Origin of the sequence: Nocardioides deserti (assembly GCF_014266025.1) — a bacterium.
Classification (GTDB): domain Bacteria; phylum Actinomycetota; class Actinomycetes; order Propionibacteriales; family Nocardioidaceae; genus Nocardioides; species Nocardioides deserti.
In genome coordinates this window covers 129,981-142,061 of the sequence record NZ_JACMYC010000003.1, presented here as the reverse complement: position 1 = coordinate 142,061, position 12,081 = coordinate 129,981, and the positions used below count along the sequence as shown (strand labels likewise).

Genomic DNA, 12,081 nt, shown 5'->3' with positions numbered 1-12,081 from the left:
CACATCGAGCTGCGCGTGCGGCCGAGGTCCACGTGGCGGCGGACCACGAGGAAGGCGTGCGTTGCAGCGGAGACCATGTCAAGGAGTCTCAGTGGCCGGACGGGCGTCCCACAAGGCGAGTTCTCATGATGTGAGATGCGTGTCCATGATGTGGTCACGCGACCGCGGCGTTCCGCGGGCGCCGCCGGCAGGTGCGGCCCACGTCACATCCCGCAGGTGTGCCCGCCGGCGCGGTCGCCGCCGGCGTACCTCACTAGGGTGGACCTCATGAGCGACGACTCCCGCCTGACCAGCAGCGCGTACTCGCAGGCCCTCGAGGTCATCGCGGCGGTCGAGCCGCGGATCGCCGAGGCCACCCGGCAGGAGCTCGCAGACCAGCGGGCCTCGCTGAAGCTGATCGCCAGCGAGAACTACGCCTCGCCGGCCGTGCTGATGACGATGGGCACCTGGTTCAGCGACAAGTACGCCGAGGGCACGGTCGGCCACCGCTTCTACGCCGGCTGCCAGAACGTCGACACCGTCGAGTCGCTCGCCGCCGAGCACGCCCGCGAGCTGTTCGGCGCGGAGTACGCCTACGTCCAGCCGCACTCCGGCATCGACGCCAACCTGGTCGCCTTCTGGTCGATCCTCGCTCACCGGGTCGAGTCTCCGGCGCTGCAGAAGCTCGGTGCCAAGAACGTCAGCGAGCTGACCGAGGCCGACTGGGAGTCGCTGCGCAAGGAGCTCGGCAACCAGCGGCTGCTCGGCATGTCGCTCGACGCCGGCGGCCACCTCACCCACGGCTTCCGCCCGAACATCAGCGGCAAGATGTTCCACCAGCAGCAGTACGGCACCGACCCGGAGACCGGCCTGCTGGACTACGACGCGGTCGCCGCGAAGGCTCGCGAGTTCAAGCCGCTCGTGCTGGTCGCCGGCTACTCGGCGTACCCCCGTCGCGTGGACTTCGCCAAGATGCGCGAGATCGCCGACGAGGTCGGCGCGACGCTGATGGTCGACATGGCCCACTTCGCCGGCCTCGTCGCCGGCAAGGTCTTCACCGGCAACGAGGACCCGGTGCCGCACGCCCACGTCGTCACCACGACCACCCACAAGTCGCTGCGCGGCCCGCGCGGCGGCATGGTGCTCGCGACCGAGGAGTACGCCCCGAGCGTCGATCGCGGCTGCCCGATGGTGCTCGGCGGCCCGCTCTCCCACGTGATGGCCGCCAAGGCCGTCGCGCTGGCCGAGGCCCGCCAGGACTCGTTCCGCACCTACGCCCAGCAGGTCGCTGACAACGCCAAGTCGCTCGCCGAGGGGTTCCTGACCCGCGGCGCGAACCTCGTCACCGGCGGCACCGACAACCACCTCGTCCTGCTCGACGTCTCCTCCTTCGGCCTCACCGGCCGCCAGGCCGAGTCGGCGCTGCTCGACGCCGGCGTGGTCACCAACCGCAACTCGGTGCCGAACGACCCGAACGGCGCCTGGTACACCTCCGGCATCCGCCTCGGCACGCCCGCGCTGACCACCCGCGGCTTCGGCCACGACGAGTTCGACCGCGTCGCCGAGCTCATCGTCGACGTGCTCGGCAACACCCAGCCGGGCACCACCAAGGCCGGCGGCCCGTCGAAGGCGTCCTACGCCCTCGGCGACGGCGTGGCCGACAAGGTCAAGGCCGCCTCCGCCGAGATGCTCGACAAGCACCCGCTCTACCCGGGGCTCGAGCTGTCCTGACCCGGGTACAGCCGGGGCCGGCCGGCGGGCGCGACACGACCCGCAGCGACCTCCGACGAAACCGCGACCCGGGGGCCGCTAGACCAACCCGACGGCGGCCGCCATCACCGGCACGACCAGCACGATGAGGACCGCGCCGAGGACGTCGAAGGAGACGCCGGTGCGGATCATCGTGGTGATGGGGACGGTGCCGGAGCCGTAGACGATGGCGTTCTGCGGCGTCGAGACCGGCAGCATGAAGCCGAACGACGCCGCGAACGTCGCCGCCAGGGCGGGCACCAACGGGTTGACGTCGGCGGCCATCGCGATCGGGATGATGATCGGCACGACCACCGCCGCGGACGCGGTGTTGCTGGTCGTCTCCGAGACGATGATCGCGAGCACGACCGCGAAGACCGTGATCAGCAGGACGCTGGAGAGGCCGAGCAGGTCGGACGCTCCGGTGCCGAGGGTCTCGGCGAGGCCGGTGGACTCCAGGAGGCTGCCGAAGACGATGCCGGTGCCGAAGAGCACGACGGTGCCCCAGTCGATCTTGGCCGCGTCGCTCCACCGCAGGGTGAACTCGCGCTCCTCCCACTTGGTCGGGAGCAGGAAGAGCAGCGAGGCGCCGAGGATCGCGACGATGCCCTCGTCGAGCCGGCCGCTGACGGTCTCGTAGGTGCTCGACTCGGTGCCGGTCACCAGCGCCACCACGCCGGGCAGGACCCACAGGGTCACGGTGACGGCGAAGGCGATGAGCGTGTTGCGCTCGGCCACCGAGAACCTCCCGAGCGCCGCCTTCTCCTCGCGGACGTAGTCGGCCACGCCCTCCAGCCGCCGGGTCTCGGGCCGGTTGAGCAGCAGGATCACCACCGCGAGCGCCACGAACATGAGCGCGCAGATCGGCAGCGCCATGAGGACCCAGTCGAGGAACGAGATCCGCTCGCCGGTCGCCTCCTCGATCAGGCCGCGCCCGATGAGGTTCGGCGGCGAGCCGACCGGGGTGAGCAGGCCGCCGACGCTGGCGCCGTACGCCAGCATGAGCATGAGCGCGGCACCGACCCGCAGCCGCAGCGGGTCGAAGTCCTCGGCGACCTCGCCGCGCGACTGCAGCAGCTTCGCGATGACCGCCAGGATGCCGATGGCGGTCGGCAGCAGCATCGCCACCGTCGCGGTGTTGGAGACGAACGCCGACAGCAGGCACGTGATCGCGCCGAACGCGACCACCACCCGCACCGTCGAGCTGCCGACGCCACGCAGGTTGAGCACGAACATCGCGAACCGCCGCGCCAGCCCGTGCTTGAGCATCGCCTGGGCGAGGATGAACGCGCCGATGAACGTGAAGACCGTCGAGGACCCGAACGGCACCAACGCCTCGTCGGCGCTGACGACGCCCAGCATGACGATCGCCGCGATGCCGATGAACCCGCCGACGGGGATCGGCACCGGCTCGGTCACCCACAGGACGATGACGCCGAGCAGCACCGCCGCCAGTGTGTGCTGCTGGTCCTCCAGCCCGACCGGCAGCAGCAGGAAGACGATCGTCACGAGCGGCGCGAGCACCAGGCCGGTCGTGCGGCGGACCTTCTCGAACCGCTCCTCACGCTCGGAGAGCTGCTGCTCGCCGAGGCTGCGGTACGTCGCGTTGTCGAGGAAGGCGCGGTCGACGTCGGTGCGTCCCGTCCCGCCGGCTCGCCCGCCGGCTCCCTCTCGGGCTTGCTCCCCGGCTTGCTCGCCGGGTCGTCCCTGATCTGTCGTCATCGCGCACCTCCGGACCGGGAGGCCGGACGGTGTGGTCGCGGCCACATTTCGGGTGCCCGCCGCGGGGCGGCGGCTAACGCGCGGTCGCGGAACGGGTCAGACGACCGGCGTGGTCCGCTCGACGATCGCGCGGAGGTCGCCACCGGCGAGCGCGCCGTAGGTGCCGTCGTACGACGAGCCGAGGCGGGAGGCGCAGAAGACGTCGGCGACCTCGGGCGGGCCGAAGCGGACGAGCAGCGAGCCCTGGAGGACCGCGGCCATCCGGCCGGCGAGCCGGCGGGCGCCGACCTCGAGCTGTGCCGGGTCACCCATCAGCGAGCCGAGCATCGCCAGCACGTCGTCGATGGCGCGGTCGAGGCGGGCGTCGCCACCGCGGGCGCGGCCGACCTCGGTGATCCAGGCGTCGAGCACCTCCGGCTCGCGGCCGAGCGCGCGCAGGACGTCGAGGGCGTTGACGTTGCCCGAGCCCTCCCAGACCGAGTTCAGCGGGGCCTCGCGGTAGAGCAGCGGCATGACCGACTCCTCGACGTACCCGTTGCCGCCGAGGCACTCCAGCGCCTCGCCGACCATGGCGGGGGTGCGCTTGCAGACCCAGAACTTCGCGAGCGGCAGCGCGATCCGGCGCAGCGCCGCCTCGTGCGGGTCGTGCAGCCGGTCGACGGCGGTCGCGAGGCGGAGGGCCAGTGCGGTAGCGGCCTCGGACTCGACGGCGAGGTCGGCCAGGACGTTCTGCATCAGCGGCTTCTCGGCGAGCGTCGAGCCGAAGGCCGAGCGGTGGGCGGCGTGCCAGGACGCCTCGGAGACCGCGCGGCGCATCAGGCCGGTCGAGCCGAGCACGCAGTCGAGGCGGGTGGCTGCGACCATCTCGATGATGGTGCGCACACCGCGGCCCTCGTCGCCGAGGCGGTGCGCGACGGTGCCGTCCATCTCCAGCTCGGAGGAGGCGTTGGAGCGGTTGCCGAGCTTGTCCTTGAGCCGGACGACGTCGAGCTGGTTGCGGGTGCCGTCGGCGAGCACGCGCGGCACGACGAAGCAGGTGACGCCTCCGTCGGTCTGGGCCAGCACGAGGAAGACGTCGTTCATCGGCGCGGAGGTGAACCACTTGTGGCCGTGCAGCGTGTAGGTGCCGTCGGTCGCGGTCGGGCGCGCCTGGGTGATGTTGGCGCGGACGTCGGACCCGCCCTGCTTCTCGGTCATCCCCATGCCGGCCAGGGCGCCGAGCTTCTCGGCCGGGTTGCGGACGCCGGGGTCGTACGTCGTGGACGCGAGCAGCGGCGTCCACTCCTTGGCGATCGCGTCGTCGGCGCGGAGCGCCGGCACGGCGGCGTACGTCATCGAGATCGGGCAGCCGTGGCCCGGCTCGGTGTGCGACCAGGCCATGAAGCCGGCCGCGCGGCGCAGGTGCGCGTGCTCCGCGCCGGCGTCCTGCTGCTCCCACGGCGCCGCGCCGAGGCCGTGGCCCACCGCACGCTTCATCAGCCAGTGCCACGAGGGGTGGAAGACGACCTCGTCGATCCGGTTGCCGTAGCGGTCGTACGGCGTCAGCCGCGGGGAGTGCTCGTTGGCGAGCTGGCCGTGCTCGCGGGCCTCGGCCGAGCCGGCCTCGGCGCCGAGCGCGACCAGGTCCTCGAGGACCTCCGGCGAGCCGTGACGCAGGACCGCCTCGGCGAGCGCCCGGTCGGCCGTGACGACGTTGTGACCGACCAGCGGCGGCGCCTGGTTCGTGGTGACCCGGATCTCGGTGCGCATGCGGATACCGTAAGACCATGAGCCCGGCGTCCGGGCCTCGGTCGGCGGGGCAGCGGGAGGGTCGGGGTCGACCTGACCCGATGGCCGCCGTGGTCGCCTGGCTGACCCGGGTCCGGCACACGGTGTGGCGCCTGATCGTCACCACGGTCGGTGCCTGCATGCGCTATCGCGTCACGGGTCTCGCGGCCGAGGGCGCGTTCTTCGCGGTGCTGTCGGTGCCGCCGCTGATCTTCGCGATGGCGGGCGCGATCGGCTACGTCACCGAGCAGTTCAGCCCGACGCAGGTCGAGGACGTGCGCCAGGCGGTCATCGACCTGTCCTCGCGGCTGCTCACCGACCGCGCCGTCGACGGCGTGATCGTGCCGACGATGAACGACGTGCTGCGCGGCGGCCGGTTCGACGTGATCTCGCTGGGCTTCGTGCTGGCGCTGTGGTCGGGCTCGCGGGCGCTCAACGTCTTCGTCGACACCATCACGATCATGCACGGGCTCGGCGGCCACCGCGGGATCATCAAGACCCGCGCGCTGTCGTTCGTCCTCTACGTGCTGGCGCTGATCACCGGCATGTTCTCGATCCCGCTGATGGTGGCCGGTCCGTCCCTGGTGCGCGACGCGCTGCCGGACTCCCTGGACTTCCTGCTGTCCTTCTACTGGCCGGTCGTCTCGATCGTCTGCATCTGCTTCCTGGCCACGCTCTACCACGTGTCGGTGCCGGTGCGGACGAACTGGAGCTTCAACCTGCCCGGCGCGACGTTCTCGCTCGTCGCCTGGATCCTCGGGTCCTACGTGCTGCGCTGGGTGCTCACCGTCACCGCGGCGGACTCCAAGTCGATCTACGGCCCGCTGGCGGCGCCGATCGCGGTGCTGCTGTGGCTCTACATCGTGGCGATCGCCGTGCTCATCGGTGCGGCCGTGAACGCGGCGTTCGACACCGTCTTCCCGCAGAACGCCACCACGCGGGCGCGCCTGGAGCTCGTGGCCCGGCTGCGTCACCTGGGTGGGAAGGACCGGTAGGTTCCTCGCGTGCCGAGCGACATGGACCCGAACTCCGGGCAACCCCTGCCGGTGCAGGGCCGGGGCCTGGTCTCGCTCCCGGAGCGGGTGCGCTCGCCGTGGTGGGAGCTCGGCCGCCGGCTGCTGGCCGCTCTCGCGATCCTCGTCGGCACGGTGCTGCTGGTCTACCTCGACCGCAAGGGCTACCGCGACGGCAACGACCCCACGAACACCATCAGCCTGACCGACGCGATCTACTACACGACGGTCACCCTGTCGACGACCGGGTACGGCGACATCGCACCGGTCACCGACGGAGCGCGGCTGATCAACGCCTTCGTCATCACCCCCGCCCGCATCGCGTTCCTGGTGCTGCTCATCGGCACCACCCTGGAGGTCCTCGCCTCGCAGGGCCGCGAGATGTTCCGCGTCGCCCGTTGGAGGAAGCACATGGGTCACCACGTCGTCGTCGTCGGCTACGGCACGAAGGGGCGCAGCGCCGTCGACACGCTCGTCAACAACGGGCTGACCCGGGAGAGCATCGTCGTCGTCGACCCGAGCCCGGTCGCGCTGCAGGACGCCCACGCCGACGGCCTCGCGGTCGTCACCGGTGACGCGACCCGCCGCGACGTGCTGAGGCGGGCAGGCGCGGCGGAGGCCGACCAGGTCATCATCACCAGCGACAGCGACGCCTCGAACGTGCTGGCCACGCTCACGGTGCGCCAGCTCAACCCGGACTGCTGGATCGTGGTGTCGGCCCGCGAGCACGAGAACGCGCCGCTGATGAAGCAGTCCGGCGCGAACTCCGTCATCACCTCCTCCGACGCGGTCGGCCGGCTGCTCGGACTCTCGTCGCTCTCGCCCTCGCTCGGCTCGGTGATGGAGGACCTGCTCACCTACGGCGAGGGGCTCGAGGTGGCCGAGCGCGACCTGCTCGTCAACGAGGTCGGCAAGCAGCCTCAGTCCCTGCCGGACCAGGTCATCGCCGTCGTGCGCGACGAGAAGGTCCACCGCTACTTCGACCCGGTCGTCACCCTGCTCGCCCGCGGCGACCGGCTGATCGTCGTCCGGCCCGCCAAGGAGCTGCCGTGGGCGCCGCGCCCGGGCACGCACAACGAGGACGTCGCCGAGGGCGACTGAGCGAGCGCACCTGGTCGAGCACCTGGTCGAACACGTGTTCGATCCTGGCCTATCATTCCGGCATGTCCGGACCGTCGCGCCACTGCTGGGTCGCCGACGGCTCCGGCGGCGGTGCGAAGCGGCCCGGACTGCTCGTCGAGTGGCGGCAGACGCCGTCGGGGTGGGAGGGCCGGGTCGTGTACGGCGCCCTGCTCCGCCCGGGCGTCTGGGGCCTGGTCGAGGAGTGGCTGCCGTCGGCCCGGCTGACACCGCTGTGAGCGGCCGCTCCCCGGGAGCGACACGGGGAGGACGGGAGCGAACGGGAACGAAAGAGCCGAGCCGCTGGCGTCTCGGGTCACCAGCGGCTCGGCAGGACCGAGACTAGCGCGCGTCGCCGCCGATCGTCCCGAGAACCGCGAAAACGTCCGGTCGGTCCCGCGGCATGGCCCGACCGGGCCATGGGGGCTCCGTCCGGACACCCGTGGGCGCTGCCGGTGCCGCGCCGACACGATGGGAGCGCTGCTCCGGTGGTTCATGGGGAGGGCGGGGCCGTGGGTCCCGGAACGCCATCATCACGTGAATGGCGTCCCGGGCGACCCGCCTCGGTCCAGACCACCCGCACCGTGTGGCGTACGCCGCGGCAGGACGGCGTACCCCTCCTGGTTGCGCGTCGTTGGTCCCGGCAGCACACCAGCTCCCGGCACGGAAAACGGGAGTGCGCGAGCTCCTGCTCCGCGGTGCTGGGCGTCGGGGAGGGAGCTCAACCACCTCCGCGTCATCGTTGGAGATGGGCCGACCCGGGAACGCCGCTGCTCCCGGGTCGGTTCCGTTTCGCCCGGACGCCCGACGGGCACTGCGCCGGCATGGCCACCTACAACTCCGACCTCCAGGCTGCCGTCGACGCGACCTCCATCGCCAAGGACTCCGGCGTGAGCGAAGACCTCGCGACCTACCTGCGCGAGCAGCTCGCCGAGCGGGAGATCGAGACCTCCGACGACGAGTGGATCGCGCGGACCGTCGCGGCGATCGAGAAGGACCCGAACTACATGATCGAGGACGAGCCCTCCGACTTCGAGTCGACCGACATCCCGCAGGACGAGTGAGCGCGGCGGGCCCCCGGGCCCGCGAGCACGTGGACGAACGCCCCGACGCCGTGACGGCGCCGGGGCGTTCTGCGTGTGCCGCTGGCGCAGACCTCGACCGGGTGGTGAGCGGGCCGGGCTACGTCCCGGTCGTCGTGGCCGTCTCCGGCGCGCCCACGGCACGCCCGTGGCGGTCGCAGGACGCGCCTGTCGATAGCCTGCGGGCGCCGTGAACGGCCGGTGACCACCACGAGGCCGCGCCGTGACCGGTGGGTGTCGTGTTGGCGGCGCTCCGATGGCCACCAGCTCGTCGATCCTGGGAGTACACGATGTTCAGCCGAGCCCGTCGTCGCAGGTCCCCACAGGTCGCGCCCGCGCGACCGGTCCACGTCAACGGGATGGTCGAGGCGTTCACCGAGGACGACGTGCGCGGGTGGGTGTCGGTCCCGGCCGACAGCCCGCCCACCGAGGTCGAGCTGCGGCTGGGCTCGATGACGGTGAGCAGGACGACGGCCACGCCGGACGGCGCGCTGTCGGCGAACCGGAAGAACGCCAAGCTCTCGCCCACGCCCTCGCTGCCTCCGCCGAAGGGGGACCGGCGCCACAGCAGGCAGCAGATCCGCACGTTCACCTTCGCGATCACCCAGCTGTGGGAGTACGCCCCCCAGGGGACCCCGCTGCGTGTCGTGACCGGTTCGCAGGTCCTCCCCATCCACGGGCACGGCATGTTCCTCCGGGCTCCCCGGTCCGGGGGGAGGACGCCGCAGGACCTGCAGCAGCGCTTCGACGAGGGACATGTCCTGGGGCGCACGGGCCTGGTGCAGGTCGCCAAGGGCCTCGACCAGGGATGGCAGTCCGCCGTCGCCTCGCTCTACGAGTCCATGCGCGCCGTGCTCGCCGACGAGTTCGGCTACGAGCTCTTCATCACCTACGGGACGTTGCTGGGGGCCGTCCGCGAGGGCGGCTTCCTCGCGCACGACAACGACTACGACGCAAGCTTCGTGAGCTCGGCGACCACCGGTCCCGAGGCGGCGGACGAGATGGTGCGGATCGCGAAGGTGCTGATCGCGCGGGGGTACCGCGTGGGCGCGATGGGCGGCGGGCTGCACGTGGTCGACCCGGCCCGTCCCGACCACCGCATCGACATCTTCCACGTCTACTTCGACGCCGACGGCGTGCTGCAGCACCCGTTCGGCTATGCGGGCAGCACGCAGGTCACCGCCGCGGACTGGAAGGGCACCCGCGAGATCGAGCTCGCCGGGCGCACGGCGCTGGTCCCGGTCTGCGCGGAGGAGCTGCTCGCCACCTTCTACGGCGACGACTGGCGTCTGCCCAAGACGGGCTTCTCGTGGAACGTCGAGAAGCGCGGCAACGACCGGACCGGCGTGATGAGCCCGCGTCGGGTCACCGACGTCTACTGGGCCGACTACTACGCCCACCACGGCCACGCCGAGGCGTCGTCGTTCGCCCGCTTCGTGCACGACCGCCTGGGCCCGGAGCCGGTCACCGTGGTCGACATCGGCTGCGGCGACGGCCGGGACTCGATCTACTTCGCCTCGCAGGGGCGGGAGGTCCTCGGCCTGGACCGGGCCGGCGTCGCGATCGACCATGCGCGGGAGAAGGCGAGCCAGGCGGGCCTGGACCGGGCGCGCTTCGAGGTGTGCGACCTCGCCGACGGGGCCGCGCTCGCCGAGGTGCTCGGCGAGGAGGGTGGTCGTCCCCGGGTCTTCTACAGCCGCTTCCTGCTCCACGCGATCGACGCCCGGACGCAGGACGCGCTCCTGGACGCGGTCGGCGCCCGTTCCCGCTCGGGCGACTCGTTCGTCGCCGAGTTCCGCACCGACAAGGACGAGAAGCTCGCAAAGGCCCACCCCCAGCACTTCCGCCGCTACCAGAGCGCTGCGGACCTGCTGGCCGACCTGCGCGGGCGGGGCTGGGTGGTCGACTACGGCCTCGAGTCGTCCGGCCTGGCGCCGTGGGGCGACGAGGACCCCGTCCTGTGCCGGGTGGTCGCTCGTCGGCCCTGACGGACCACGACCACGAGGCGGTGGTCTCGCGGTCGCGGTGGCGGTGCTCGACGGGAGCGCCGCCGCCGGCCGGGGGAGCGGGAGCTCCTCCCGGAGAACCAGCGAACCCCCTGGCCGAGAAGGCCAGGGGGTTCGATCTGGTGGGCGATACTGGGTTTGAACCAGTGACCTCTTCCGTGTCAAGGAAGCGCGCTACCACTGCGCCAATCGCCCAAGTCTGCAGTTTGTGCTCGAGGTGGGTACGGGATTTGAACCCGTGTAGACGGATTTGCAGTCCGTTGCCTCGCCTCTCGGCCAACCCACCGTGCTGGTCCTTCCATGGAAGGACCGGTGGAAAGACCTCTGCGAGCGGACGACGAGGCTCGAACTCGCGACCTCAACCTTGGCAAGGTTGCGCTCTACCAACTGAGCTACGTCCGCTTGCTTCCGGCCGGGGCCGGCGTGCGAGAAGAACATTAGCCGAACGCCAGGGGGGCGCAAAATCGGGGTCCGGTCGGCGTTTCGGAGAGGCTTCCGAGGCGGTCCCGCCTCCCTAGAGTGGCGTCATGCACGCCTGGATGGACGGCCGTCTCCTGCCCGACGCGAGCGCTCCGGCGGTGGGGGTGAGCGACCACGGCTTCACCGTCGGGGACGGGGTGTTCGAGGCGGTGAAGGTCGTCGAGGGGCAGCCGTTCGCGCTCGGCCGCCACCTCGAGCGGCTCGAGCGCAGCGCTGCCGGGCTGGGCCTCCCGGCACTCGACAGCGACGCGGTACGCCGTGGGGTCGACGCCGTGCTGGGCGTCGAGCACCTGCCGCTCGGCCGGCTGCGCATCACCTACACGGGCGGGCCGGCCCCGCTGGGCTCCGGTCGCGGCGACGCGCAGCCGACGCTGGTCGTCGTCGCCGACGGCATGGGGCCGGCCGAGCCGGCGACCCGCGTCGCCACCGTTCCCTGGCCCCGCAACGAGCGGGGGGCCCTCGCCGGCCTCAAGACGACGTCGTACGCCGAGAACGTGGTGGCGCTCGCCGAGGCCAAGCGTCGCGGGGCGAGCGAGGCGGTCTTCGCCAACCTGGCCGGCAACCTGTGCGAGGGCACCGGCTCGAACGTCTTCTACGTCGTGGAGGGCGAGCTGCGGACCCCGACGCTCGCGAGCGGCTGCCTGGCCGGCGTCACCCGCGGGCTGGTGCTCGAGTGGTTCGGCGGCCGGGAGGTCGACGAGCCGATCGGCGTCATCGAGCACGCGAGCGAGGTCTTCCTCGTCTCGACCACCCGCGACGTCCAGGCAGTCAGCCACTGGGACGACCGCGAGCTCCCGGCGCCCGGCCCCGTCACCACCGACGCCGCCCGCGTGTGGCGCGAGCGCGAGCCGGAGCTGCTCGGCGCCTGATCCCGAGCGCGGCGGCGGGTCGGTCGTGTGCCTGTGGACGCGTGCGCGCGCGTGCGGAGGCACACGACCCCGGGACCGGGGTGCAGCCGGGGCGCCGGTTGGGAGCGCGCCCGCGGCATGGGCTACAGTTTCGGCCGCACCGCAGGGTGCGAGACGGGCGATTGGCGCAGTGGTAGCGCGCTTCGTTCACACCGAAGAGGTCACTGGTTCGAACCCAGTATCGCCCACCGTCACCGAGGACCCCGGCCCGCGACAGCGGTGCCGGGGTCTTCTGCTTCCCGGGCACGGACCGGCT

The 12,081-nt window shown here is 71.9% G+C and carries 9 protein-coding genes and 4 tRNA genes; 8 read left to right on the top strand and 5 right to left on the bottom strand.

Annotation, left to right across the window (positions count from 1 at the left end):
* The first annotated feature begins 267 nt into the window (after positions 1 to 267).
* The gene (locus tag H7344_RS06330; RefSeq protein WP_186345173.1) at positions 268 to 1,710 is read left to right on the top strand and encodes a glycine hydroxymethyltransferase; all 1,443 of its coding nucleotides are present in this window, start codon (positions 268 to 270) and stop codon (positions 1,708 to 1,710) included.
* A 78-nt stretch (positions 1,711 to 1,788) separates the two neighbouring features.
* On the opposite strand, the gene H7344_RS06325 is transcribed toward H7344_RS06330, so the two are convergent.
* Both H7344_RS06325 and H7344_RS06320 read right to left on the bottom strand, forming a co-directional pair.
* Entirely contained in the window at positions 1,789 to 3,450 is a 1,662-nt protein-coding gene (locus tag H7344_RS06325) for an SLC13 family permease (RefSeq protein ID WP_186345172.1), read from the bottom strand.
* A 96-nt stretch (positions 3,451 to 3,546) separates the two neighbouring features.
* Positions 3,547 to 5,199 (bottom strand): acyl-CoA dehydrogenase family protein, encoded by a 1,653-nt coding sequence (locus tag H7344_RS06320; protein WP_186345171.1) that lies wholly within the window; start codon positions 5,197 to 5,199, stop codon positions 3,547 to 3,549.
* 80 nt (positions 5,200 to 5,279) lie between these two features.
* On the opposite strand from H7344_RS06320, the gene H7344_RS06315 reads away from it, so the two are divergent.
* From H7344_RS06315 to H7344_RS06295, 5 genes are all read left to right on the top strand, one after another.
* The gene (locus H7344_RS06315) at positions 5,280 to 6,212 is read left to right on the top strand and encodes a YihY/virulence factor BrkB family protein (RefSeq protein ID WP_229707074.1); all 933 of its coding nucleotides are present in this window, start codon (positions 5,280 to 5,282) and stop codon (positions 6,210 to 6,212) included.
* Between the two features lie 21 nt (positions 6,213 to 6,233).
* A complete protein-coding gene (locus H7344_RS06310) occupies positions 6,234 to 7,331 on the top strand; it encodes a potassium channel family protein (protein ID WP_186345456.1) in 1,098 nt (365 codons plus the stop codon).
* 62 nt (positions 7,332 to 7,393) lie between these two features.
* Positions 7,394 to 7,588, top strand: a complete 195-nt coding sequence (locus H7344_RS06305; protein WP_166189012.1) for a hypothetical protein — start codon at positions 7,394 to 7,396, stop codon at positions 7,586 to 7,588.
* Positions 7,589 to 8,173: 585 nt separating this feature from the next.
* Positions 8,174 to 8,413: a hypothetical protein gene (locus H7344_RS06300; RefSeq protein ID WP_186345170.1), complete on the top strand. Its 240-nt coding sequence runs from the start codon at positions 8,174 to 8,176 to the stop codon at positions 8,411 to 8,413.
* A gap of 308 nt (positions 8,414 to 8,721) precedes the next feature.
* Positions 8,722 to 10,419 (top strand): class I SAM-dependent methyltransferase, encoded by a 1,698-nt coding sequence (locus H7344_RS06295; RefSeq protein ID WP_186345169.1) that lies wholly within the window; start codon positions 8,722 to 8,724, stop codon positions 10,417 to 10,419.
* A gap of 138 nt (positions 10,420 to 10,557) precedes the next feature.
* Here the strand turns inward: H7344_RS06295 and H7344_RS06290 are convergent.
* From H7344_RS06290 to H7344_RS06280, 3 genes are all read right to left on the bottom strand, one after another.
* Positions 10,558 to 10,632: transfer RNA gene (locus H7344_RS06290), tRNA-Val, on the bottom strand.
* 20 nt (positions 10,633 to 10,652) lie between these two features.
* Positions 10,653 to 10,723 (bottom strand) — tRNA-Cys (locus H7344_RS06285).
* A gap of 43 nt (positions 10,724 to 10,766) precedes the next feature.
* A tRNA-Gly gene (locus H7344_RS06280) sits at positions 10,767 to 10,839 on the bottom strand.
* Positions 10,840 to 10,964: 125 nt separating this feature from the next.
* Between H7344_RS06280 and H7344_RS06275 the strand changes: the two genes are divergently transcribed.
* Together H7344_RS06275 and H7344_RS06270 are read left to right on the top strand one after the other, a co-directional pair.
* The gene (locus tag H7344_RS06275; RefSeq protein WP_186345168.1) at positions 10,965 to 11,786 is read left to right on the top strand and encodes an aminotransferase class IV; all 822 of its coding nucleotides are present in this window, start codon (positions 10,965 to 10,967) and stop codon (positions 11,784 to 11,786) included.
* 155 nt (positions 11,787 to 11,941) lie between these two features.
* Positions 11,942 to 12,013 (top strand) — tRNA-Val (locus H7344_RS06270).
* The last annotated feature ends 68 nt before the right edge of the window (positions 12,014 to 12,081 follow it).

Bases quoted from the DNA above. Each gene is read 5' to 3' on its own strand.
- H7344_RS06330 (WP_186345173.1), top strand. From the start codon at position 268: ATGAGCGACGACTCCCGCCTGACCAGCAGCGCGTACTCGCAGGCCCTC.
- H7344_RS06325 (WP_186345172.1), bottom strand. From the start codon at position 3,450: ATGACGACAGATCAGGGACGACCCGGCGAGCAAGCCGGGGAGCAAGCC.
- H7344_RS06320 (WP_186345171.1), bottom strand. From the start codon at position 5,199: ATGCGCACCGAGATCCGGGTCACCACGAACCAGGCGCCGCCGCTGGTC.
- H7344_RS06315 (WP_229707074.1), top strand. From the start codon at position 5,280: ATGGCCGCCGTGGTCGCCTGGCTGACCCGGGTCCGGCACACGGTGTGG.
- H7344_RS06310 (WP_186345456.1), top strand. From the start codon at position 6,234: ATGGACCCGAACTCCGGGCAACCCCTGCCGGTGCAGGGCCGGGGCCTG.
- H7344_RS06305 (WP_166189012.1), top strand. From the start codon at position 7,394: ATGTCCGGACCGTCGCGCCACTGCTGGGTCGCCGACGGCTCCGGCGGC.
- H7344_RS06300 (WP_186345170.1), top strand. From the start codon at position 8,174: ATGGCCACCTACAACTCCGACCTCCAGGCTGCCGTCGACGCGACCTCC.
- H7344_RS06295 (WP_186345169.1), top strand. From the start codon at position 8,722: ATGTTCAGCCGAGCCCGTCGTCGCAGGTCCCCACAGGTCGCGCCCGCG.
- H7344_RS06275 (WP_186345168.1), top strand. From the start codon at position 10,965: ATGCACGCCTGGATGGACGGCCGTCTCCTGCCCGACGCGAGCGCTCCG.